Origin of the sequence: Streptomyces antioxidans, assembly GCF_000968685.2 — a bacterium.
Taxonomy (GTDB): Bacteria; Actinomycetota; Actinomycetes; order Streptomycetales; family Streptomycetaceae; genus Streptomyces; species Streptomyces antioxidans.
In genome coordinates this window covers 1-24,345 of record NZ_LAKD02000096.1, presented here as the reverse complement: position 1 = coordinate 24,345, position 24,345 = coordinate 1, and the positions used below count along the sequence as shown (strand labels likewise).

The following is a 24,345-nucleotide window of genomic DNA, read 5'->3' as shown; positions in this document are numbered from 1 at the left end:
GCCCGCGCTGTGACGGTGATGCCGGTCACAGGTTCGGCAGGTCGAGGTGGCGGAGCTTGTCGGGGTTGAGGATCGCGTCGATCTCGGTGATCCGGCCCTGGTGCACGGAGAACGCGAAGACCACGGCCTGGCGGCCCGCCCGGTCGGCCATGACCAGGCCCGGGGCGCCGTTGACGTCGCGGTGGTGCACCAGCATCGTCGCCGGGTCGAAGCCCCGGGCAAGCCGCTGGGCGAAGCGGGCCACCTTCTCGTTCCCCAGCACCGGCAGCCGGGCCGCCGCCACCTTGCCGCCACCGTCCGAACGCCAGATGACCTCCGGATCCAGGATCTCCAGCAGCCCGTCCATATCGCCGCCCATGACCGCCCGGAGGAACGCGTCCACCGCCCGCCGGTGCTCCTCGCGGTCCACCGAGCGCCGCGGCGCCTCCGCCCGGACCCGCTTGCGGGCACGGGACGCCAGCTGCCGTACGGACTCCGGGCTCCGGCCCACCACCTCGGCGATCTCGGGGAACGGCACCGAGAAGACATCGTGCAGGATGAAGGCGGTCCGCTCCGCCGGAGTCAGCCGTTCCAACACGGTGAGCAGCGCCAGACCCACCGACTCGTCAAGCGTCACCCGGTCCTCCGGGCCGCCGGCCGCCACCACCGGCTCGGGCAGCCAGGGGCCGACGTACGTCTCGCGCCGCACCCGCGCCGAACCCAGCAGGTCGTAGCAGATGCGGCTGATGACGGTGGTCAGATACGCGCGCGGGTCGGCGACCTCGTCCGCGGGCAGCCCCTGCCAGCGCAGCCAGGTCTCCTGCACCGCGTCATCGGCGTCGGCCACCGAGCCGGTGATGTGGTACGCGACGGCCCACAGCCGGTCGCGGTGCTGTTCGAAGGCGGTCAGCTCTGCCATGTCCCGATCCTCTCCTCGGCCTGGGAAGGAGGACGAGACAGCGGGCGGAAGTGTGACAGCCACCTCCTCGGGGGCGCGGTGGGCGGCGGGTTGGCGCGCGGGCCACGGCAGGCGTAAGCAGTAGGTGTGCACACGCGGCAAGGTTCCTCGGATCCGCGCCCGCCACGGTGGCGGACCCGATTCTTGGTCGTGATCCCCCTGCTGGTCATCGGGCTGATCACGCTCGGCGATGTGCTGGCCCCGGCAAGTGTCAGGCTCAGCCCGCTGCTGATCGCGGCCCCCGCCATGACCGCCTCGTTCGCCGGTCCCGTGCTCACCGGGTGCGTCGGGCTGCTGGCCGTCCTGGCGCAGATCGCGGTGAACGCCTCGGAGGGGTTCCTCGGCCACCCCGGCCGGCTGACCGAGGTGATCACCGTCGGGCTGGTCTCGGCGATGATCGTGCTGTTCCGCGCGGTCCTCGACCGGCACATGCGCGAGCTGAACCGGGTGCGGGCGGTGGCCGACGTGGCACAGCGGGTGCTGCTGCGCCCGCTCCCGGTCAGGGTCGGCCCGCTGCTGATCGCCTCGGTCTACCTCGCGGCCGAGCCGGGGGCGGAGATCGGCGGTGATCTGTACGCGGCGGCGCGCACCTCGAACGCCACCCGGCTGATCATCGGCGATGTCCGGGGCAGCGGGCTGACCGCCGTCGCGGACGCCTCCCTGGTGCTCGGCGCCTTCCGCGCGATCGCCCACTGGCCCGTACCGCTCACCGATCTGGTGTCCCACCTGGACACCGCGCTGTCCGTGGAGCGGACCGAACCCCGCGACAAGGCGCCCGGGGCGGGGGAGTCGTTCGTCACCGCCGCCGTGCTGGAGATCCCCGACGACCGGTCGGTGGTCCGCCTCGTCAACTGCGGACATCCGCCGCCGCTCCTGCTGTGCGACTCCGGTGTCAAGGCGCTGGAGGGCCAGGCACCCGCACTGCCGCTGGGCCTCGGCCACCTGGCGGCGGGCCGCTACCACACCGAGGACTTCCCGTTCGGCGAGGGCGATCAGCTGCTGCTCTACACCGACGGGGTCGTCGAGGCGCGGAACAGCGAGGGCGCCTTCTTCCCGCTCGCCGAGCGGGTCCCCGGCGTGGACGGCGACGGCCCCCAGTACCTCGTCGACCGGCTGCACCGGGAGCTGCTGCACCACACGGGCGGCCACCAGGGCGATGACGCCGCCCTGGTCGTCCTCGAGCGCCATCGAGCGGAGCGCTAGCACACACCCGGTGGCCCCTGGTGGCGCCCGGTGCCGCCCTGTGGCGCCCGCGCCTGGTGCCGTCCGTGAGCTGCGGTCGGGCCGCGGTGCCCGCGCGCCGAAACGCCCAGGAACGGACATCGGCCCCGGTCGCTCGTAAACTGGTCATATGGGCAGCGGGAACGGAGGCCCGAATCAGGGCCCCGAGGACTTCGGGCCGGATCCACTCGGCGACTTCCTCGCACGCTTCCTCGGGACCGGGCCGGCCGGGCAGCGGCCCGATTCACGCCATGTCGACTTCGGCCGGCTGATGAGCGAGAACGCACGCCATCTCGTCTCCGCCGCCGCCTCCTACGCCGCCGAACACGGCAGCACCGACCTCGACACCGAACATCTGCTGCGCGCGGCGCTCTCCGCCGAGCCCACCCGCACCATGGTCTCCCGTGCCGGAGCCGACCCCGACCGGATCGCCGCGCAGATCGACCGGGAGGCGGGTGGCGGGCCGCCGCGCAACTCGGTCGCCGTCACCCCGGCCGTCAAACGGGCGTTGCTCGACGCCCATGAGATAGCCCGCTCGCGCGGCTCCTCGTACATCGGCCCCGAACACGTGCTGATCGCGCTCGCCGCCAACCGCGAGTCCACCGCCGGGCAGATCCTGGGCGCCGCCCGCTTCGAACCCCGGGCGCCCGGCCCGCCGACCGGCGGCCTCACCCCGAGTGCCCCCACGGCCGATCAGAGGCCCGTCATGGACCAGCGGAAGACCCCGAACCTCGACCGGTTCGGCCGAGATCTGACCGAACTGGCCCGCGAGGGGCGGATCGATCCGGTGATCGGCCGCGACGAGGAGATCGAGCAGAGCATCGAGGTGCTCGCCCGGCGCGGCAAGAACAACCCCGTCCTCATCGGCGAGGCCGGAGTCGGCAAGACGGCCGTCGTCGAAGGGCTCGCCCAGCGGATCAGCGACGCCGATGTGCCGGACATCCTGCTCGGCCGCCGGGTCGTCCAGCTCGACATCGCCAGCGTCGTGGCCGGCACCCGCTTCCGCGGCGACTTCGAGCAGCGCGTCACCAGCATCGTCGACGAGATCCGCACCAACTCCGAAGACTTGATCATCTTCATCGATGAGCTGCACACGGTGGTCGGCGCCGGGGGCGGTGGCTCCGAGAGCGGTCAGATGGACGCCAGCAACCTCCTCAAGCCCGCGCTGTCCCGCGGCGAACTGCATGTGATGGGCGCGACCACGCTCCGGGAGTACCGCCAGTACATCGAGAAGGACGCCGCGCTCGCCCGCCGCTTCCAGCCCATCATGGTCCCCGAGCCCACCCCCGCGGACGCCGTCGCCATCCTGCACGGCCTCCGCGACCGTTACGAGGCCCATCACCAGGTCCGCTACACCGACGAGGCGCTGCTCGCCGCCGTCGAACTCTCCGACCGCTATCTGACCGACCGTTTCCTGCCCGACAAGGCCATCGACCTCATGGACCAGGCGGGGGCCCGGGTACGGCTGCGCTCCAGCGCCCGCGGCACCGATCTGCGCGCCCTGGAGCGGGAGGTCGAGCAGCTCACCCGGGACAAGGACCAGGCCGTCGCGTCCGAGAGCTACGAGCGCGCCACCTCCCTGCGGGACCGGATCACCGAGCTGAACAACCGGATCGCGCAGGCCTCAGAAACGCAGTACCACGGCGGGCGGGTCGCCGAGGTCACCGTCGAGGACATCGCCGAAATCGTCTCCCGGCAGACCGGAATCCCCGTCTCCAGCCTCACCCAGGAGGAGCGCGAACGGCTGCTGGGCCTGGAGGAACACCTCCACCGCCGGGTCGTAGGACAGGAGGAGGCCGTGTCCGCCGTGGCCGACGCGGTCCTGCGCGCCCGCGCCGGACTCGCCGACCCCAACCGCCCCAGCGGCAGCTTCCTCTTCCTCGGCCCCACCGGCGTCGGCAAGACCGAACTCGCCCGCGCACTGGCCGAGGCGCTGTTCGGCAGTGAGGACCGCATGGTCCGCCTCGACATGAGCGAGTACCAGGAGAAGCACACCGTCAGCCGGCTGGTCGGCGCGCCACCCGGCTACGTCGGCCACGAGGAGGCCGGACAGCTCACCGAGGCGGTGCGCCGCCAGCCCTACTCGCTGCTGCTCATGGACGAGGTGGAGAAGGCCCACCCCGACGTCTTCAACATCCTGCTCCAGGTGCTCGACGACGGCAGGCTGACGGACGCCCAGGGCCGCACCATCGACTTCAAGAACACCGTCGTCGTGATGACGAGCAACCTCGGCTCGGAGGCCATCACCGGACGCGGTGGCCCCCTGGGCTTCGGCGGCGGTGGCAGTGGCGAGGAGGCCGACGACGCGGCGCGCCGGGAACGGGTGCTGCGCCCGCTGCGGGAGCACTTCAGGCCGGAGTTCCTTAACCGCATCGACGAGATCATCATCTTCCGCCGGCTCGCCGACGACCAGCTGCGGCAGATCGCCGACGTACTGCTGGAGGAGACCCGGCGGAGGCTGCACGCCCAGGACGTCGGCGTGGAGTTCACCCTGGCCGCGGTCGACTGGCTGGCCAAGCACGGACACCAGCCGGAGTACGGCGCCCGGCCGCTGCGCCGCACCATCCAGCGCGAGGTCGACAATCCGCTCTCCCGGATGCTCCTCGGCGGCGAACTGCCCGCGCACAGCCAGGTCCGGGTCGATGTGCACAACGACCGGCTGACTTTCCACACCCAGGAGGCCGCCGACTGGACGGGTCAGCCCGGTCTGCCGGACCACACCGAGCGGCCCGGCGGCACGGACCACACGGAGCGGTAGCGCGGGAGCGCCACTTGGGGCCGAATCAGGTCAACGCCCCATGGACAGGCCGTCCTTCTTGCCACCCCGGCTGAGCACCGCCTCCTGGATGGTGCTCAGGGCGCTGGTGTACCCCGGGTTGCCGGGGCTCTTCTCCAGGGCCCGGGGGAGGTTCACGAGGGTGATCGGGCCGTTGTCCACGGCGTGCGGGATGTACTCCGCCTTCTTCACCCGCCAGGCCCTGCCGGGGGCGGCGGGCGGGGCGAAGGTGAAGCGCGCCGCCGAGCCCATCTGGCCGCGCTTGTCGGGCATGACCCCGGCGATCTGGTCGCCCATGCCGTAGACCACCCAGGTGCCGTTGACCTTCTCGTACGCCTGGGGGACATGGGCGTGGGTGCCGAGGATCAGGTCGATGTCGCGGCGGCCACCGTCCCTGGAGGCGGTGAGCTTCTTCGCGAGCGAGAGCTGGAGCTTGTCCGGCGCCTGCTGCCACTCGGTGCCCCAGTGCGCGCTGACGACGACCACATCGGCCCCGGCGCGCCGCGCGGCCCGCGCGTCCTTGATGATGCGTGCCGGATTGATGAGGTTGACCAGCCACGGTTTGCCCTGGGGGACCGGGATGCCGTTGGTGCCGTAGGCGTAGGCGAGATGGGCCACCTTGGCGCCACCGGCCTCCAGGATCGTGGGACGGACGCTCTCCGCGGCGGAACGGGCCGATCCGGCGTGCTTGAGCCCGGCCCTGTCCATGGCGGCGAGGGTGCGGACCACCCCCTCCGGACCGGCGTCGAGGGTGTGGTTGGAGGCGGTGGAGCAGGAGTCGTAGCCGATGTCCTTGACGGCTGAGGCCAGTTGCGGAGGTGTCTTGAAGGTCGGATAGCCGGTGAACGGCCCCTGGGCGGCCCCGTAGACGGTCTCCATGTGGCAGATGGCCAGATCGGCCTGGGCGACGACGGGTGCGGCCGCCCGGATCATGCGCCGGAAGTCATAGCTCGCGCTGCCCGAGTCCGCCTTCGCCTGCCGGATGACCGAGGCGTGCACCAGCAGATCGCCGGTGGCCACGAGGGTGAAGTCCTTCATGGACCCGTTCCTGGGCACCGCCGAGGTCTTCGAGGGCTTCTCCTCGGCCTTCGGGGCGGCCGGTGTCCCGCTGCCGCACGCGGTGGCGGCGCCGAGGAGGGCGACGGCGAGAAGCGCCGTCCGATGGCGTGGGTGATGGGACACGGTGTACTCCGCACTGGTCCGGCCGCACTGGGCCCTTTTGTTCTGAATGTCGGATTGTCATATTTATTGCACGACATCAGAGGGGCTTGCGGAGTGGTGGGGAGCTTCACCGGTTCGGCCGACTGGTTGCACCCGATGGGCCCGGCCGATCCCGGTCCGGAGCCCCGCCGGGGGTGTGGAGCTGACACCATGGGGGGTGCCGCTTCGCGGCACTCGCGGTGGGACCTCGGGGGAGGACGTTCCATGGAGATCGGACGGCCCAGCATCACGGCCCGCGGCGCGGCCGCGTTCCGCGCGGCCCACCAGGAGCTGGAGGGCGGCCGGGTGTTCCACGACCCGCTGGCGCTCCGTATCGTCGCCGCCGACGCGGACGATCCCGTCCTCGAGGCGGCCTTCCACCCCGAGCGCGAGGACGTGCGGCTGTCCGTGGCCGCCCGTGCGCGGTTCGCCGAGGACGCCGTCGCGGCGGCCGTGGCACGCGGAGTACGGCAGGCGGTGGCGCTCGGGGCGGGGCTGGACACCTTCGGCTGCCGCAATCCGTACGAGGCGGAGGGCCTTGGGGTGTTCGAGGTGGACCATCCCGCCACCCAGGAGTGGAAGCGCGACCGGCTGGCCGCCGCGGAGATCCCCGTATCGCCGTCACTGACCTTCGCACCGGTGGACTTCGAGCGGCAGAGCCTGGGAGAGGGGCTGACGGCGGCGGGCTTCGACGCGGCCCGCCCGGCGTTCTTCCTCTGGCTCGGGGTGGTGCCGTATCTGACCCACAGCGCCGTGCTGGACACGCTCGCCCTTATCGCGGCCCTGCCGCACGGCTCGGGCGTGGTCTTCGACTACGGCGAGCCGCCGGGCGCGCTGCCACCGGAGCAGCGTGCCGTCCACGAGGCGCGCGCGGCGTGGGCCGCCGGGGCCGGTGAGCCCTTCCTCAGCTACTTCACCCCGGATGAGCTCGCGGATGAACTGCACCGGCTGGGCTTCTGCGCGAGGGAGGACATCCGCTACCGCGATCTCACGGCCCGGTACGCGGGCGGCCACCGCGTGGGCGAGGGAAACGCGGACCTCGGCGCCCATGTGATCCACGCCTGGACGCGGGGCTGAGCGCCCGTCAGCGAAGGGAGTCGCGGAGCCCTCCGGCGGCGGTCACCGGTACGGTGACTCGGCTGCCGCCCAGGTCCACCGCCACCTTCGCCCCGGTCGGGTCCTCGAAGTAGAGGAAATCGGCGTCGGTGCCGCCGAGGACCAGCCCCAGCCGATGGCCCGGCTTGATCTCGTAGTCGGCCGGCAGGGTCTTCCAGGTGATCCGGTAGGACCGGCCGGGGGTCAGCGGCTCGGGGGTGGTGAGCGAGTGGCGGTTCTGGGCGTCCATCCAGCCCCGGGCGATCACCTCGGAGGATGCGCGCGCCGTCACATTGGCGGTCCGCCGGTAGCAGGCGTCGTCCTGGGCGGTGCTCGCCCCGTGGCAGGACTCCTCGGCCAGCCCTCGCAGACCGTCGTGGATCCGGTTCTGGGGTTCGTCGCGGTCCCAGTCGATCCGTTCGTCCTCGCCGTAGTCCACCAGCAGCGCGGTGAGGTTCGACGTCGGTTTGCCGAGCCTGACCCGCAGATCGGCGGTGGGTGTGCCGGAGAGCCGTACCCCGGTGCGCAGCGGCGGGGTGAGGAACGCCAGCCTGCCGGGACGGTTCGCCGACGGGTCGGCGGTGAGATCCGCCTCGCTCCGTTTGGTGTCGGTGAAGGCCACGGTGCCGCTCGCGGGACTCAGCGCCAGCGAGCCGCCGGGTGCGGGGTGAAGGGGGACCGAGGAGGTGGCCGCGGGCCAGTCGGCCTGGGTCGTCCAGGTGTCCGGGCCGGTCTGCAGATCGACGCGGGGTTCGTCCATGATTTCGTTCTGGACGCCGTACAGCCAGTGGTCGAACCACCGGTGCACGGTGTCGACCCACTGCGCACGCCGACCGGGCCAGTCGAACGGATCGGCGTGGCCGTAGCGGCCCAGCCACAGCTTGCGCGGCACCCCGCGCTCGGCCAGCGCGTTCCACCAGTTGGCGAGCTGGTCGATCCGGATGTTGTAGTCGTTGATGTCATGCGCGGCGAGGACACTCGCCCGTACCTTGTCCACCTCGGGCGCGGGCCGTGTGATGTAGTCGCGCCTGTGCCAGTGGGCATTGTCGTTGCCGGTGGTGTCGTCCTCACCGGCCTGCAGCCGCTCGCGCACCGCCCGGCACTTCTGGGGCGGGTCGGTGTCCAGCGCGGTGGTCAGATACGAGGCGAAGTTGTTCCAGTGCTTGGCGCCGTTGGTGCGGGCGAACTCGTACCAGGAGCTGACTCCGGAGATCGGGACGATGGTCTCCAGCCCCTCCACCCCGGTGCCCGCCACGGCGTTGGCCAGCATGCCCTCGTACGAGTGGCCGACCATGCCCACCTTGCCGGTGGACCAGGAGGCCCGCACCTCGCCGCCGTCGGCCGCGTACGCGGTGGCGCGGCCGCCCAGCCAGTCGATCGTGGCCTTGGCCGCGGCCACATCGGCGGCGCCGCCGACCGTCAGACAGCCGTCGGATCCGCCGGTGCCGGTCACATCGACATCGACCACGGCGTAGCCGCGCGGCACGAAGTAATTGTCGTAGAAGAGGGGGAACTTCGCCGGGTTGCCCTGGGCGTCATAGCTCTTGCGCTCCGCTTCGAAGCCACGGCCCACGGTGTCGTTGTAGGGGCTGGAGGACATGATGACCGGCACCTTGAGACCCCGCTGGGTCTCCTTGGGCCGGATGATGTCCACCGCGACCCGGTCCTTGTGGCCATCGCGGTCACTGTCGACCGGTGTTCGGACCATCAGGTGCTCACGCACGGCGTCCGCGTAGGAGAACACCGGCTGGGTGCGGCCGTCCACCACCTTGGTGGCGGGTCTGGTGGCCGTCCCGGCCGCCGCGGGCCCGGCGGGCAGTGCGGCAAGGGCTGTCGACATCGCGAGTGCGGCGATCACGGCCCCGCGCCACGGTGAAGTACGCATACGGACCTCCTGGCCACGGCCCCCGCCCCCGCCCCGGGCCCCGACCGGTGGCGGCCGGTCGGCGGCCCCGGGGTTCCGGAGCCATGGGGGCTATGGCTACTCGGCGATTTTCGTACGCATGGTCCAGCGGAAGACCGCTGTGGTGATGTCGGCGGAATCGTTGACGAGTTCGAAGTGCTCGTATCCATTGCGGTGCTGGATTTTGAGCTTCTTGCTGGTGAGCGTCGACCGCCCGGTCCGGAATGCCCGGGGCAGATCGTCCGGTCCGCCTTCGAGGACGACCTCGATCGGACTGCCCTCGGACAGATAACTGATGTGTTCGCTCAATATCTCCACCCCCTTACGCGATCGCGGTCCTCTTCAAGCGGGAACGTGCAGTTCCAGTCGGTCATCCGAGGTGAGGATCGCCTGCTGCATGTCCTGCAGGGCCCGGCACGGCTCGAGCCCGAGTTCTTCATTGAGCGTCTTGCGCGCCGCTTGGTACACATGCAAGGCGTCCGCCCGGCGGCCACAGCGGTAGAGCGCCAGCATCAACTGACGGTGCAGTGCCTCCCGCAGGGGGTGCTCGGTGGTCAGCTGATACAGATCGCTCACCAGCTCGCGATGGCGGCCGAGCATGAGGCGGGAATCCGTCAGCATCTCGATGCATTCCAACCGGGCCTCCTTCAGCCATGTCTGAAATCCCTCGAGGATCGGCCCGTGGCATACGTCGTCCAGCAATGGATCGCGCCAGAGATCGAGCGCGCTTTCGAAAGTCGCCGTGGCCTGCTGGTAACGCCGCTCCCGCAGATGGTCCCGGCCCTCGCACACCAGCCGCTCGAAGCAGTGGAAGTCGAGGCGGTCATGGCCCAGCCGCAGGACATATCCCGGCGGGCGGGTGATAACGGGGCTTTCGCTCTGGCCGGGCTGGCGCAGGAACTTACGGATCTGGGAGACATACACATGGAGCCCGGCGATCGCCCGGCGCGGCGGATCCTCCCCCCAGATCTCCGTGATGAGCTGGTCGATCGGGACCACTTGATCGGCGCGAACGAGGAGAACGGTCAACAGGACCTCGATCTTCCGCGCCCTGATAGTTAATTTCCTCTCCTCTTCCACTACCCGGAGAGGTCCCATGATCTCATATCGCACGATGTGCCCCATCCGAGTCGCCGACGAGTGCGGTCAGGGGACAGTCGGCGTCTTTGCCGGAATTGCCCGCGGTGTTGTCTGGGTGTTCTCTCGATTTCGGGGGTGAGGTCCGTCTGTTTCCGGAGGCGAACGCGTGTGCGGGTCTGGTTCTGGTGGTCCACTGACGCACGCCGTTCGCGACTGCCATTGCTCACCCCTCTTTTATCGCGGACCTGCCGAGGAATCAGAGGATGGACGAGATTAACGCCTTCGGCAGGTGCCCACATCGTAAGCGAGTCCTATGACTACCCACCTCACCTAGAATCCGGATATACGCGCCCTCGAGTCGGCGTCCTCGGCGGTGCGGAGCGGGTATTCGCAATCGGTCCGGAAGATCGGAGTCCGGATATCTCGCACTTGAGGTGGTGCGGTCCGCGAATGAGAATACGCGGATCCCATCGGCCGGTACAAGCGCATCTTGCGAGATCATGGGGCCCTTGTCACGGCTTTGATGAGGAGCGGAGAATTCCGTCTGCGCGGGACCCATGGAGGATTCCCGAATAACCGTCAGGTTAGCCGCCGATTCAGGGCTTGTGAGCCACTACGATGGCGCAGCCGGCGCTGGCCACGGTGGGCAGCGCCGACTTGGCTGTGTTCAGCACCTCCTGCACGCTGACCCCGTGGCGCGCCTCGAACTCCCGGCGACAGCGCAGGATGCCGTCGATCATGCGGTGGGCGGTGTCCTTGGTGTTCTCGGTGACATCGGTCAGCTCATCGAGCACCAGCCCGGCGTCACCGACCAGACCGGGCCAGTCCTCCAGCCGGGTCAGCGAGGTGACCACGGCGGGATCGTGCTCCGGCCGATAACTGCCATCGCTCGGCGGGGTGACGTCCGTGAGCACCACCCGGCCTCCCGGCCGCAGTACCCGGGCCATCTCCCGCAGCGCCGTCGGACGGTCCATGTGATTGATCGATTCGAATGCGAGTACGGCGTGGAAGGCCGCGTCGTCGAAAGGCATCGCCATGGCGTCGGCGTATTGGAACGCCACCCGGTCGGACAGCTCGGCCAGCCGGGCGGATTCGGTCGCCTGTTTGACCTGGAGCTCGCTGATCGTGATGCCCAGGACATGGGCGCCGGTGGCGGACGCCAGCCGCATCGCCGGTTTGCCAATGCCACAGCCGACATCCAGTACCCGGTCTCCCGGCCCCACCCGCAGCCGTTCGACCAGCAGGTCCGTGAAGCGATCGGTGGCCTCTCGCACCGAGCGGGTATCGGACGGGCCGTCCCAGTAGCCGAAGTGGAAGTTGTCGTCCCACGCCATCTGCAGAAGCGGGCCCAGCGAGCTGTAGTAGTCCGACACCGTGCCGCCCGGCGGCACGGCCGAGGGAGAGGTCATGGCACTCCTCCTGTGCGCTCGAGAGATCGGGTCCGCCCAGGGCACATAAAGGCTCACCCGCTCAAGCGATCGTCCGGGGTTCCGGTAACGCGTCTCTAAAGTCACCGGCCGTCGCCCATTTGGCCTTGCTTTAGAACCGCGCCCCACGATGGGCCACGTGCTCGCACCGATCATCAAGCCGGAGCGGGAGTGCCGCCCATGACCACGAACACGCAGCCGTTCCCCGAGCGCCGTATGGGGTGCGATGGATAGCGCCGCGCCCACCCGCGCACCTCAGCCCGCGGAGCCCGTCGCGGTGGTGGGAATGGCCTGCCGCCTGCCCCACGCCCCCAGCCCGTCGGCCTTCTGGCGGTTGCTGCGGCGGGGCGGAGACGCCATCACCACCATGCCGGACGACCGCCGCAGTCCCGGCAACGGCGCCGAGAGCGCGGCCGTCGAGGGGCCCGCCCCAGGGGATCCCACTACGGATGGCCCGGCTGCCGACGGCCCGGTCACCGAAGGCCCCGCCGCCGACAGCTCCGTCAGTCCGGCGCCGACCTGGTACGGCGGCTTCCTGGACCGCGTCGACACCTTCGACGCCTCCTTCTTCGGCATCTCGCCCCGCGAGGCCACGGCCATGGACCCACAGCAGCGGCTGATGCTCGAACTCGCCTGGGAGGCGTTCGAGGACGCGGGAATCCGGCCCGGAACGCTTAAGGACAGCCCGACCGGTGTGTTCGTCGGCGCCATCTGGGACGAGTACGCCGCCCTGCTCCGCCGGGACGCCACCGCGGCCACCCGGCACGCCATGACCGGTGTCCACCGCAGCATCATCGCCAACCGGGTCTCCTACCGCTTCGGTCTGCGCGGCCCCAGCCTCACCGTCGACACCGCGCAGTCCTCCTCGCTCGTCGCCGTGCACACCGCCTGCGAGAGCCTGCGCCGCCAGGAGTGCGCCCTGGCCCTGGCCGGGGGCGTCAACCTCATCCTCACCGAGGACGGCATGGCGGCCGCCGCCGCCCAGTTCGGCGGGCTCTCCCCGGACGGGCGCTGCCACACCTTCGACGCCCGCGCCAACGGCTTCGTCCGTGGCGAGGGCGGCGCGGCGGTCCTCCTCAAGCCACTCGCCGCGGCCGTACGCGACGGCGACCAGGTGTACTGCGTCATCCACGCGAGCGCCGTCAACAACGACGGCGCCACCGACGGGCTGACGGCCCCCAGCCCGAAGGCCCAGGCGGACGTGGTGCGCACCGCCCACCGGCGCGCCGGAGCCTCACCCGACGCGGTTCAGTACGTCGAACTGCACGGCACCGGAACCCCCGTCGGAGACCCCGTCGAGGCGGCGGCCCTCGGCGCCGCGCTCGGCACCGTACGGACCGACGGCACACCGCTGCTGGTCGGCTCCGCCAAGACCAACGTGGGCCACCTCGAGGGCGCCGCGGGCATCGTCGGACTGCTCAAGACCGCCCTCGGCATCACCCACCGCCTGCTGCCCGCCAGCCTCCACTTCACCACCCCGAACCCGCGGATCCCGCTGGCCGAACTCGGGCTGCGGGTCCAGGACCGGCTCGGCGAGTGGCCCCGTCCGGACCGGCCACTGCTCGCCGGGGTCAACTCCTTCGGCATGGGCGGCACCAACTGCCATCTCGTCCTCGGCGAAGCGCCCGCGGCGGCGCCCGTACCCGCCGCCGACGCCCCCTTGCCCCCCGTAGTGGCCTGGCCGGTCTCCGCGAAGAGCCCCGCTGCGCTGCGCGCCCAGGCCGGGCGGCTACGCGACCAGCTGGCGGACCACGACGGCCTCTCCCCGGCCGACATCGGACACTCCCTGGCCACCACCCGGACCGCCTTCGCCCACCGCGCCGTGATCCTCGGCGAGGGCCCCGACGAACTGCTGGGCGGACTGGACGCGCTGGCCGAGGGCGAGGAGAGCGCCGCAGTGGTGCGGGGCAGCGCCACCGACGGCGGTCTCGCCGTACTCTTCAGCGGCCAGGGCAGCCAGCGACCGGCCATGGGCCATGAGCTGTACGCCGCCCATCCGGTCTTCGCCGAGGCGCTCGACGAGGTGTGCGCCTGCCTGGACGGGCAGCTGGCGGAGCCGTTGCGCGAGGTGGTCTTCGCCCAACTCCCGTCACCCCGCGCCGCGTTGCTCGACCGCACCTCGTACACCCAGCCCGCGCTGTTCGCCATCGAGGTGGCCCTCTACCGGCTGGCCGAGTCCTGGGGACTCATCCCCGGCCATCTGATGGGCCATTCGGTCGGCGAGATCGCCGCGGCCCATGTGGCCGGTGTGCTCACCCTGCCCGACGCCTGCACCCTGGTGGCGGCGCGCGGTCGGCTGATGCAGGCCATCACGGCGAAGGGCGCCATGGCCGCGCTGCAGGCCGACCGGGACGAGGCCGTGGGACTTCTCGCCGGATGGGAGGACCGGCTGGACCTCGCCGCCGTCAACGGGCCGTCATCTGTGGTGATTTCGGGCGACCACGACGCCGTCCACACGGCCACCGCCGCCTGGCGCGAGCACGGCCGCAAGGCCCGGTTGCTGAAGGTCAGCCACGCCTTCCACTCACCGCACATGGACACCATGCTCGGTGAACTGCGCACCGTCACCTCCGGGCTGACCTTCTCGGCACCGGCCATCCCCCTCGTCTCCAATGTGACGGGACGGCTCGCCACCGCCTCGGAACTCGCCGCACCGGACTACTGGGCGCGGCACGCCCGCCACGCGGTGCGCTTCATGGACGGTGTGCACACCCTCCTGGACGCCGGTGTCACCACCTTCCTCGAACTCGGGCCCGACGCCCCGCTCACCGCCATGACCCGCGAATGCCTCTCCGCACGGTCCGGACCCGCCCCCGGGCGGCGGCACCCGGCCGCCGTGGCGGCGCTGCGCCGCGACCGCCCCGAGGCGCGGACCTTCGCCACCGCCATGGCCCAGGCGTATGTCCGCGGCGCCGAAGTGGCCTGGGACCGGTCCTGCGGCGGGCAGCCCCGGCGGCGGGTCCCCCTGCCGACGTACGCCTTCCAGCGGGACCGCTACTGGCCCGGCACCACACCCGGATCCACCACGCGGGGCACTCACGCCACCGGGACGGACGACGCCCCCGGCCGGGCAGCGCCCGTAGGAGAGACGGCCGAGCCCGGCGGCACCGGCCCTGGCCAGGACTCGCCCGGCGGCACCGGTCCGGACCGGGACCCGCTGGGGGCCACCGGGCGAGACCGGGACCCGCTGCAGGTCGCCGGGCGAGACCAAGACCCGCTTAAGGCCACCGGGCGAGACCAGGAGCCGCTGGAGGTCGTACGGACCCAAGTGGCCCTCGTCCTCGGACACTCCGAGCCGGACGCCATCGAACCCGGCCTCACCTTCAAGGAGCTGGGCTTCGACTCGCTGGCGGCCACCGAACTGAGCGACCGGCTCGGTGCCGCCACCGGGCTGCACCTGACCGCCACGCTCACCTTCGACCACCCCACGCCCCTGGCCGTCGCCGACCATCTGCGGGCCCACTCCGCCCCCGCCGCCACACCGGCCGCGCCAACGGCCCCCGCGGCGCGCGACGCCGACGAGCCGATCGCGGTCGTGGCCATGGGCTGCCGTTTCCCCGGTGGCGTCGACTCGCCGGAGGCGCTGTGGCGGCTGGTGGCCGAGGGCGTCGACGCGATCGGGGAGTTCCCCCGGGACCGCGGCTGGGACCTGGCCGGACTCTTCGACCCCGACCAGGACCGCCCCGGCACCAGCTACGCCCACGAGGGCGGCTTCCTCCACGACGCACCGGAATTCGACGCGGAATTCTTCGGGATCAGCCCCCGGGAGGCGCTTGCCGCCGATCCGCAGCAGCGGCTGTTGCTGGAAACCGCCTGGCAGACCTTCGAACGGGCGGGCATCCCTTCCACCGCCCTGCGGTCCAGCCCCACCGGAGTGTTCGTCGGAGTGACGCCCCAGGACTACGGCCCCCGGCTGCACGAGGCGCCCAAGGGGCTGGACGGCCATCTGCTGACCGGCGGCACCCCGAGCGTGGTGTCCGGCCGGGTGGCGTTCACCTTCGGCCTGGAGGGGCCCGCGGTGTCGGTGGACACGGCGTGTTCGTCGTCGCTCGTGGCCGTCCATCTCGCGGTACGGGCACTGCGGCAGGGCGAGTGCGCGCTCGCCCTGGCCGGAGGGGTGACGGTGATGGCCGCGCCCGGCATGTTCACCGGCTTCTCCCGCCAGCGCGGACTGGCCCCCGACGGGCGGTGCAAGCCGTTCGCGGCCGCCGCCGACGGCACCGGATGGGGCGAGGGGGCCGGTCTGCTGCTCCTGGAGCGGCTGTCCGACGCCCGGCGGAACGGTCGGCGGGTGCTGGCGGTGATCCGGGGTTCGGCCGTCAACCAGGACGGCGCCTCCAACGGTCTGACCGCGCCGAATGGCCCCTCCCAGCAGCGGGTGATCCGCCAGGCCCTCGCCGACGCCCGGCTGTCCCCGTCCGAGGTGGACGCCGTCGAGGCCCATGGCACGGGCACCACCCTCGGCGACCCGATCGAGGCCCAGGCCCTGCTCGCCACGTACGGGCAGCGGCGGCCGGAAGGGCGGCCCCTGTGGCTGGGCTCACTGAAGTCCAACATCGGCCACACCCAGGCCGCGGCCGGTGTGGCGGGCGTCATCAAGATGGTGCTTGCCATGCGGTACGGAGTCCTGCCCGCCACCCTGCACATCGACGCGCCCAGTCCCCATGTCGACTGGGACAGCGGCGCGGTGCGGCTGCTGACCGAGCCGGTGGAGTGGCCGCACGCTGAACGCCCCCGCCGTGCGGGCGTGTCCTCTTTCGGCATCAGCGGCACCAACGCGCATCTGATCGTGGAGCAGGCTCCCGAGCCGCGCCCCGCCCCCGGCGTCGTGCCGACGGACGAGGACGACCGGCCGGTGCCCTGGGTGCTGTCCGCCCGCAGCGCCGAAGCACTCCGGGGACAGGCCCGCGAGCTGGCCGCCCATATGGCTGCTCGTACGGTCCCCCATACGACCGCCCGCACCGCCGCCGACGACGCGCCGTCGCCCCGGGACGTGGGCTGGTCACTGATCACCACCCGGACGGCGTTCGACCACCGCGCGGTGGTGGTCGGCGCGGACCGGGACGAACTCGCCGCCGCCCTCGCGGCGTTGGCGGCCGGTGAGACCCATCCGGGCGTGGTGGGGCCGGGCGTCACCCGCTCCGGCGCGGCAGCGGACGCGGGCCCGGTCCTGGTGTTCCCCGGGCAGGGCTCGCAGTGGATCGGGATGGGCGCCGGACTGCTGGACGCCTCACCGGTGTTCGCCGCCCGGGTGGCGGAGTGTGAACGCGCGCTCGCACCGTACGTCGACTGGTCGCTCACGGATGTCCTGCGGGGAGCCGAAGGCACCGCCGATCCGGGCCGGGTGGACGTGGTGCAGCCGGTGCTCTGGGCGGCGATGGTGTCCCTGGCCGCCGTATGGGCCGAGTACGGTGTGCGCCCCGCCGCCGTGGTGGGCCACAGCCAGGGCGAGATCGCGGCGGCCGTGGTGGCCGGAGCCCTGTCCCTGGAGGACGGCGCGAAGGTCGTCGCGCTGCGCAGCCGGGCCCTGCGGCGACTCGCCGGAGGCGGGGCCATGGCCTCGCTGGCACTGGGCCGTGAGCAGGCCGAGGAGCTGCTGACCGGGCTCGGCGACCGGGCCGCCGCGGTCGTGGTGGCGGTGGTCAACGGGCCCGCGTCCACGGTGGTGTCCGGGCCGCCGGAGCAGGTGGCCGCGGCCGTGGCCGCCTGTCAGGACGCGGGCGAGCGGGCGCGGCTGATCGAGGTGGACTACGCCTCGCACAGCCCCCAGGTCGATGAGATCGCCGACGAACTCACCGAGCTGATCGGGGGAGTTGACCCTGTCGAGTCGCCCGGATCCGCCGGGGTGTCCTCCGGGGTGGCGTTCTACTCCACCGTGACCGGCGGCCGGGCCGAGACATCCCTCCTGGACACCGGCTATTGGGTGCGGAATCTGCGGGAGCGGGTGCGGTTCGCCGATGCGGTCCAGGCGTTGCTGGCGGCCGGGCATCGGGTGTTCATCGAGGCCAGCACCCATCCCGTCCTCACCATGGCGATGGCGGAGAGCTTCGAGCACGCGGAGAGCGGCGCCGTCGCGGTGCCCACCCTGCGGCGCGACCACGGGGACCTGCCCCAGCTGACGGAGTCGGTCGCGCGGGCGTTCATCGCCGGGGCCGAGGTGGACTGGTCGGCCGCCTTCCCGGCCGACCCCACGCCCCGTACGGTCGAGCTGCCCACGTACGCCTTCCAGCGCCGGCGCTACTGGCTGGACGCACCCGGTGGGCGCGCAGGGGACCCCGGCGCCCTCGGTCTGGTCGCCGCGGACCACCCGCTGCTGGGCGCCGCGGTGCGGCTCGCCGACGGCAGCGGCCATGTGCTGACCGGACGCCTCTCCCCGCAGACGCACGGCTGGCTCACGGACCATGTGGTGGCGGGCGTGGCCCTGGTGCCCGGAGCCGCACTGCTGGAATGCGCGCTGCGGGCGGCCGACGAGGCAGGCTGCGGCGCGGTGGAGGAGCTGGCGCTGCGCCTGCCACTGGTGATGCCCGCCACCGGCGGCCGGTGTGTACAGGTGGTGGTGGGCCCGTCCGCCGACGACGGGCGCCGCGACATCGCGATCCACTCCCTCCCCGACGACGTCCTTCGCACGGGTGGCGACACCGAGTGGACGTGCCACGCCGTGGGCGTCCTCGGCCCCGCCGTACCGGAAAGCCGCTCGGGGGAGCTGCCCGCGACCTGGCCCACGCCGGGGGCACGCCCCGTGGACACCGGCGGGTTCTACGGACGGATCGCCACATCCGGATACGCCTACGGAGCCGCGTTCCAGGGGCTGCGCGCGGTGTGGCGGGACGGCGCGGATCTGCTGGCCGATGTGGAGCTGCCCAAGGCCGCCGGAGAGCCAGGTGGGTTCGGGATTCACCCCGCCCTGCTGGACGCGGCCCTGCATCCGGCGCTGCTGATGGGCGGGACGGACAAGGGCGGAATGTGGCTGCCGTTCACCATCAGCGGGGTGTCCCTGTGGGCGGCCGAGGCCACCGCCGTACGCGTCCGGCTCACCCCCCATCCGCGGACCGTCGACGCCGAGGGCGGGCGTGCGCTCCGGGTCGTCGTCGCGGATGCCGTGGGCGCCCCGGTGCTGACGATCGACGCGCTGGTGCTGCGCCCCGCCGACGCCGATCAGCTGCGCTCCCTGAACACCGGCCGGGTGGTGACCGAGAGCGCCGGTGGCGGGAGCGTACGGCGGCGTGCCGCCGCTGCCGTCACCGGAGCGCCGTCCGTCGACTGGGCCGCACGGCTGGCGCGGCTGTCGGCCGTGGAGCGGTATCGCACCCTCCTCGGCCTGGTACGCGACCACGCCGCCACCGTGCTGGGACACGCCGACGCCGAGGCGGTGCACACCGACGCCAGCTTCAAGGAGCTGGGCTTCGAGTCCCTGACCGCCGTCGAGCTGCGCGATCGCCTCGCGGCCGCCACGGGTTTGCGACTGCCCGCGGCCCTGGTCTTCAGATATCCGACCCCGGAAGGCGTCGCCCACCACCTGGTGCGACGGCTGACCTCCGGCGGTCCCGACGCCACCCCCACCGCGACCGCCCCTCCGGGCACGCAGTTGCCACGGCAGCCGACGGATGAGACGAGCGCGGCCCAGAGGCTGGAGTCCGCCTCCGCGGACCAGGTCCTTGAGTTTATTGACAACGAACTTGGTGTGTCCTGAATGTGCCGGGCGCGACGATCGCTGAAGGCCGGGTGACCCCCATGGCGAACGAAGAGAAGCTGGTCGAGTACCTCAAGCGTGTTTCGGCCGATCTGCACGACACGCGGCTGCGCCTGCGCGAGGTGGAGGAGCGTCACCACGAGCCGGTGGCCGTGATCGGCATGGCCTGCCGCTTTCCCGGCGGGGTCGGCTCCCCGGAGGAGCTGTGGGAACTGCTCGTCTCGGGTGTCGACGCGATCGGGGACTTCCCGACCGACCGTGGCTGGGACCTGGAAAACCTCTACCACCCCGATCCGGAGCACTACGGCACCAGCTGTGTCCGCCAGGGCGGCTTCGTCGACGCGGACCGCTTCGACGCGGCGTTCTTCGGCATCAGCCCCAGGGAAGCGCTCGCCATGGACCCGCAGCAGCGGCTGGTGCTGGAGACGGCATGGGAATCCCTGGAGCGGGCCGGTATCGATCCAGCGGCGCTGAAGGGCACCCGTACGGGTGTCTACGCCGGTGTGTCCAGCCAGGATTATCTGTCCCGTGCCCCGCGCATCCCCGAGGGATTGGAGGGCTACGCCACCACGGGCGGGCTCACCAGTGTGATTTCGGGCCGGGTGGCCTACACCCTCGGTCTGGAGGGACCGGCGGTGACGGTGGACACCGCGTGCTCGGCCTCGCTCGTGGCCATGCACCTGGCGGTGCAGGCACTGCGGCAGGGGGAGTGCACCCTGGCCCTGGCGGGCGGTGTCACCTCGCTCGCCACCCCCGTCATGTTCACCGAGTTCTCCCGGCAGCGCGCACTGGCCCCGGACGGCCGGTGCAAGTCCTTCGCCGCCGACGCGGACGGCACGGGCTTCTCCGAAGGTGTCGGTCTGGTGGTGCTGGAGCGGCTGTCGGAGGCGCGGCGCAACGGCCACTGGGTGCTGGCCGTGATCCGTGGCTCGGCCATCAACCAGGACGGCGCCAGCAACGGCCTCACCGCGCCCAACGACGTGGCCCAGGAACGCGTCATCGCCCAGGCGCTCGCCAACGCCCAACTGGGGCCCGGCGATGTGGACGCCCTCGAGGCACACGGCACCGGCACCAAACTCGGCGACCCGATCGAGGCCGAGGCCCTGACCGCCACGTACGGCCGGAACCGCACCGCCGACCGGCCGCTGCTGTTGGGCTCGCTGAAGTCCAACATCGGCCATACCCACGCTGCCGCCGGTGTGGCGGGCGTGATCAAGATGGTGATGGCACTCCGGAACCCCGGACTGCCCGCGAACCTGCATCTGGACGAGCCCACCCCGCATGTGGAGTGGGAGGGCAGCGGGCTGCGGCTGCTGACCGAGCCGGTGGAGTGGCCCCACTTGGAGCGGCCCCGCCGTGCCGCGGTGTCATCGTTCGGCATCTCCGGTACGAACGCCCATCTGATCCTGGAGCAGGCCCCTGAGGCGGATGTGCCGACCGAGCAGGTCTCCCCGGACGTGGGCACGGTTCCGTGGGTGCTGTCCGCCCGTAGTGCCAGGGCCCTGCGGGGGCAGGCCGCCGCGCTCGCCCGGCGGATGGCGGCCGATCCGGGGCCGTCCATCGCCGAGGTGGGCTGGTCGCTGGCCACCACCCGCTCCGTGTTCGACCACCGGGCGGTGGCCGTGGGCGAGACCCGCGAGGAACTGGTGGCGGCCGTGGAGGCGCTGGCCACCGGCGGAGCGCATCCGGGCCTGGTCCACTCCGGTGGCGCCGCTGTGGCTGGGGGTCTGGGCCCGGTGCTGGTGTTTCCCGGCCAGGGCTCGCAGTGGGTGGGGATGGGGGCCGAACTGCTGGACGCCTCACCGGTGTTCGCCGCCCGGGTGGCGGAGTGTGAGCGTGCCTTGGCGCCGTACGTGGACTGGTCCCTCACCGATGTGCTGCGCGGCGCCGACGGGGCGGGGCACCTGGGCCGTGTGGACGTCGTACAGCCCGTCCTGTGGGCGGTGATGGTGTCGTTGGCGGCGGTGTGGCGGTCGTTTGGGGTGTGTCCTGTGGCGGTGGTGGGTCACAGCCAGGGGGAGATTGCGGCGGCTGTGGTTGGTGGTGTGTTGTCGTTGGAGGATGGTGCGAGGGTTGTGGCGTTGCGGAGCAGGGCGTTGCGGCGGTTGGCCGGTGGTGGGGCGATGGCGTCGCTCGGTGTTGGACAGGAGCGGGCTGGCCAACTGCTCTCCGGTCTGTCAGACCTGGCCGAAGGCGTAGGCATCGCATCCGTCAATGGCCCCTCGTCCACGGTGGTGTCGGGTCCGCCGGAGCAGGTGGCCGCTGTGGTGGCGGCGTGTCAGGAGGCGGGGGAGCGGGCGCGGCTGATCGAGGTGGATTACGCCTCGCACGGCCCTCAGGTGGATCGGATCCGCGAGGAGTTGGGCGAGGTTCTGGCCGGTGTTCGCCCGGTCGTCGGTGGCGGGGATGAGGTGGCGTTCTATTCGACGGTGACTGGTGGCCGGGTCGATGCGGCTGACCTGGACACGGACTACTGGGTGCGGAATCTGCGGGAGCGGGTGCGGTTCGCCGATGCCGTTGAGGCGTTGTTGGCGGATGGGCATCGGGTGTTCATCGAGTCAAGTACCCATCCCGTGCTGACCGTCGGCATGCAGGAGACCTTCGAGCAGGCGGGTGTGGAGGCGGTCGCCGTACCGACCCTGCGTCGCGACCATGGTGGTCAGGCCCAGCTCCTCGATTCTCTCGCCCGGGCGTTCACCGCCGGGGTCGAGGTGGATTGGCGGCCCGCGTTCGCGGCCGACCCCACCCCCCGTACCGTCGACCTGCCCACGTACGCCTTCCAACACCAGCGCTACTGGCTCGATGGCCTCAGCGGTCGGGGCGCCGACCCCACCGACCTCGGTCTGGTCGCCGCGGGCCATCCCTTGCTGAGTGCCGCCGTGGAACTCGCCGACGGCCGGGGCCATCTGCTGACGGGGCGGCTCTTGGCGCGGTCCCATGGCTGGCTCGCGGACCATGTGGTGGCGGGCGCGGCCCTGGTGCCCGGAACGGCCCTGGTCGAGTGGGCGCTGCGGGCCGCCGATGAGGTCGGCTGCGGTGGGGTGGAGGAGCTAACGCTCCAGGTACCGCTGGCGCTGCCGCCCAGCGGCGGAGTGCGTCTGCAAGTGGTCGTCGGGGGGCCGGGCGCCGATGGCCGACGCGATGTGCGGATGTACTCGCGCTCCGACGACGGTGCCGACACGGCGCCCGCCGGGTGGGTGTGCCACGCGGAGGGCGTGCTGAGCCCGCCTTGCGAGGGCTCCACGCCAGTGGCGGAGTTGGGCGGGGCATGGCCACCGGCGGGTGCGAAGCCGATTGACCCCGTGGACTTCTATGGGCACATCGCCGCGTCGGGGTATGCGTACGGGCCGGCCTTCCAGGGGCTGCGCGCGGTGTGGCGGGACGGTACGGATCTGCTGGCCGAAGTGGCGCTGCCCGAGGCCGCGGGGGAGCGGACGGGATTCGGCATCCACCCGGCGCTGCTCGACGCTGCCCTGCATCCCGTTCTGCTGACCGACGGGTCACCGAGCGGCGTCGAGTCGGCCGCTGGCCGGGTGTGGCTGCCGTTCGCCTGGAACGGGGTGTCGCTGTGGGCGGCCGGGGCGAGCACGGTACGGGTGCGGATCTCTCCGTACGAGCCAAGTGCGGAGCGGGAACGGACGCTGCGGGTGACCGTGGCGGATGCCCTGGGCGCCCCGGTGCTGAGCGCCGATGCGGTGGTGCTGAGGTCGGCCGACACCGATCAACTCCGTACGGCTCAACTTCCGTGCGCCGATGGGCTGTTACTCATGGACTGGGTGCCCATTCCGATGCCCGCGCCACCTAATGGCGCCGCACACTCCGCTGATCGCCCGGCCGCTGACGCCGACTGGGCGATCCTGGGCCCCGAGGACCGGGCCCCGGCCGGGGCCGCCGCCGTACGCCATCCGGATCCGCAGACGCTGATCAGCGCGCTCGACACGGGTGCCCCCGCCCCCGCCGTCGTCCTGGCGCTCGAACCAGCCAAGGCGGTCCATGCCCGAGACGGAGATGGCGGGATGGCGGCCGAGGGGCTGGCCTCGGCGGAACGGGTCCTGGAGCTGTTGCAGTGCTGGCTGGCCGAACCGCGCCTGGCCGGCGCCCGGTTGGTGGTGATGACGCGCGGCGCCGTAGCGACCGGCGATCCGGATGGTGTCGACCCGGCGGCCGAGGGCGTGGATGTGGCGGGCGCGGCGGTCTGGGGCCTGGTGCGCAGTGCGCAGGCCGAGAATCCGGGGCGATTCCTGCTGCTCGACCTCGACCCCCACGCCGGAGTGTCCGCCGACCTCGTGACCGGCGCCGTGGCACGCGCCATCGAGATGGACGAGTCACAGCTTGCCCTGCGTGCGGGGCGGGCGCTGATGCCCCGGCTGGTGCGCGCCGCGCCGAGCGCGGGCCTGGCGGCTCCCGTGGGGCAGGCCGCGTGGCGGCTCGGGCTGGAAGGGGCCGGGACGGTGGACAGCGTACGGCCGGTGGCATGCCCGGAGGCGCTGGAGCCACTGCGGGAGGGCCAGGTGCGCATCGATGTCCACGCGGCGGGCGTCAACTTCCGCGATGCGCTGATGGTGTTGGGGATGTACCCCGGGGACGCGGTGTTCGGGGGCAGCGAGGGCGCCGGTGTGGTGCGGGAGGTCGGCCTCGGTGTGCCCGGCTCCGGTGGCGCCGGCCTCGCCGTGGGCGACCAGGTGATGGGCCTGTTCGAGGGCGCGTTCGGCCCGCTGGCCGTGGCGGACGCCCGTACGGTCGTACCCATTCCCGAGGGCTGGAGCTTCCGGCAGGCCGCCGCCGCTCCCGTCGTGTTCCTCACCGCCTGGTACGGGCTCGTGGAACTGGGCGGTCTTCGGCCGGGTGAGCGGGTGTTGATCCATGCCGCGACCGGTGGTGTGGGGATGGCGGCGGTGCGGATCGCCCGGTATCTGGGTGCGGAGGTCTATGCGACGGCGAGTCCGGCGAAGCACGGGGTTCTTGAGGCGATGGGCGTTGACCAGGCGCATCGGGCCTCGTCGCGTGATCTGGGTT

Annotated in this window: 11 protein-coding genes; 5 read left to right on the top strand and 6 right to left on the bottom strand. The window is 72.0% G+C overall.

Translation table 11 applies throughout. The features are described 5' to 3' along the window. Nucleotides 1–25: 25 nt before the first annotated feature. Nucleotides 26–898 carry an RNA polymerase sigma factor SigJ gene (gene sigJ / locus VT50_RS29110; protein ID WP_046087371.1) on the bottom strand — a complete coding sequence of 291 codons (873 nt, stop codon included), beginning with the start codon at nucleotides 896–898 and terminating at the stop codon, nucleotides 26–28. A gap of 189 nt (nucleotides 899–1,087) precedes the next feature. On the opposite strand from sigJ, the gene VT50_RS29105 reads away from it, so the two are divergent. Together VT50_RS29105 and VT50_RS29100 are read left to right on the top strand one after the other, a co-directional pair. After that, nucleotides 1,088–2,140: a PP2C family protein-serine/threonine phosphatase gene (locus tag VT50_RS29105; RefSeq protein WP_338058349.1), complete on the top strand. Its 1,053-nt coding sequence runs from the start codon at nucleotides 1,088–1,090 to the stop codon at nucleotides 2,138–2,140. 148 nt (nucleotides 2,141–2,288) lie between these two features. After that, on the top strand, nucleotides 2,289–4,916 hold the full coding sequence (locus VT50_RS29100) for an ATP-dependent Clp protease ATP-binding subunit (protein WP_240529355.1): 2,628 nt from the start codon (nucleotides 2,289–2,291) through the stop codon (nucleotides 4,914–4,916). 30 nt (nucleotides 4,917–4,946) lie between these two features. Here VT50_RS29100 and VT50_RS29095 read toward each other — a convergent pair whose 3' ends face one another. Further along, entirely contained in the window at nucleotides 4,947–6,116 is a 1,170-nt protein-coding gene (locus VT50_RS29095; protein WP_046087373.1) for a CapA family protein, read from the bottom strand. Between the two features lie 243 nt (nucleotides 6,117–6,359). On the opposite strand from VT50_RS29095, the gene VT50_RS29090 reads away from it, so the two are divergent. Continuing rightward, nucleotides 6,360–7,211, top strand: coding sequence for a class I SAM-dependent methyltransferase (locus VT50_RS29090; protein WP_046087374.1), 852 nt, complete (start codon nucleotides 6,360–6,362; stop codon nucleotides 7,209–7,211). Nucleotides 7,212–7,218: 7 nt separating this feature from the next. Here the strand turns inward: VT50_RS29090 and VT50_RS29085 are convergent, their stop codons facing one another. The 4 genes from VT50_RS29085 to VT50_RS29070 all read right to left on the bottom strand — a co-directional run bounded on the left by VT50_RS29085 (nucleotide 7,219) and on the right by VT50_RS29070 (nucleotide 11,621). Then, nucleotides 7,219–9,114 (bottom strand): Xaa-Pro dipeptidyl-peptidase, encoded by a 1,896-nt coding sequence (locus VT50_RS29085; protein ID WP_046087375.1) that lies wholly within the window; start codon nucleotides 9,112–9,114, stop codon nucleotides 7,219–7,221. 96 nt (nucleotides 9,115–9,210) lie between these two features. Then, on the bottom strand, nucleotides 9,211–9,450 hold the full coding sequence (locus tag VT50_RS29080; RefSeq protein WP_240529354.1) for a DUF5988 family protein: 240 nt from the start codon (nucleotides 9,448–9,450) through the stop codon (nucleotides 9,211–9,213). Nucleotides 9,451–9,474: 24 nt separating this feature from the next. Next, nucleotides 9,475–10,245 carry an AfsR/SARP family transcriptional regulator gene (locus VT50_RS29075; RefSeq protein ID WP_046087383.1) on the bottom strand — a complete coding sequence of 257 codons (771 nt, stop codon included), beginning with the start codon at nucleotides 10,243–10,245 and terminating at the stop codon, nucleotides 9,475–9,477. Between the two features lie 563 nt (nucleotides 10,246–10,808). Then, nucleotides 10,809–11,621 (bottom strand): SAM-dependent methyltransferase, encoded by an 813-nt coding sequence (locus VT50_RS29070; RefSeq protein WP_046087377.1) that lies wholly within the window; start codon nucleotides 11,619–11,621, stop codon nucleotides 10,809–10,811. 244 nt (nucleotides 11,622–11,865) lie between these two features. Here VT50_RS29070 and VT50_RS29065 point away from each other — a divergent pair, with 244 nt between their 5' ends. Next, on the top strand, nucleotides 11,866–19,329 hold the full coding sequence (locus tag VT50_RS29065; RefSeq protein WP_046087378.1) for a type I polyketide synthase: 7,464 nt from the start codon (nucleotides 11,866–11,868) through the stop codon (nucleotides 19,327–19,329). A 41-nt stretch (nucleotides 19,330–19,370) separates the two neighbouring features. Continuing rightward, nucleotides 19,371–24,345 (top strand): type I polyketide synthase (locus VT50_RS29060; RefSeq protein WP_167396637.1); only part of this gene is annotated, 4,975 nt, incomplete at its 3' end.

Bases quoted from the DNA above. Each gene is read 5' to 3' on its own strand.
- VT50_RS29100 (WP_240529355.1), top strand. From the start codon at position 2,289: ATGGGCAGCGGGAACGGAGGCCCGAATCAGGGCCCCGAGGACTTCGGG.
- sigJ (WP_046087371.1), bottom strand. From the start codon at position 898: ATGGCAGAGCTGACCGCCTTCGAACAGCACCGCGACCGGCTGTGGGCC.
- VT50_RS29065 (WP_046087378.1), top strand. From the start codon at position 11,866: ATGGATAGCGCCGCGCCCACCCGCGCACCTCAGCCCGCGGAGCCCGTC.
- VT50_RS29070 (WP_046087377.1), bottom strand. From the start codon at position 11,621: ATGACCTCTCCCTCGGCCGTGCCGCCGGGCGGCACGGTGTCGGACTAC.
- VT50_RS29085 (WP_046087375.1), bottom strand. From the start codon at position 9,114: ATGCGTACTTCACCGTGGCGCGGGGCCGTGATCGCCGCACTCGCGATG.
- VT50_RS29090 (WP_046087374.1), top strand. From the start codon at position 6,360: ATGGAGATCGGACGGCCCAGCATCACGGCCCGCGGCGCGGCCGCGTTC.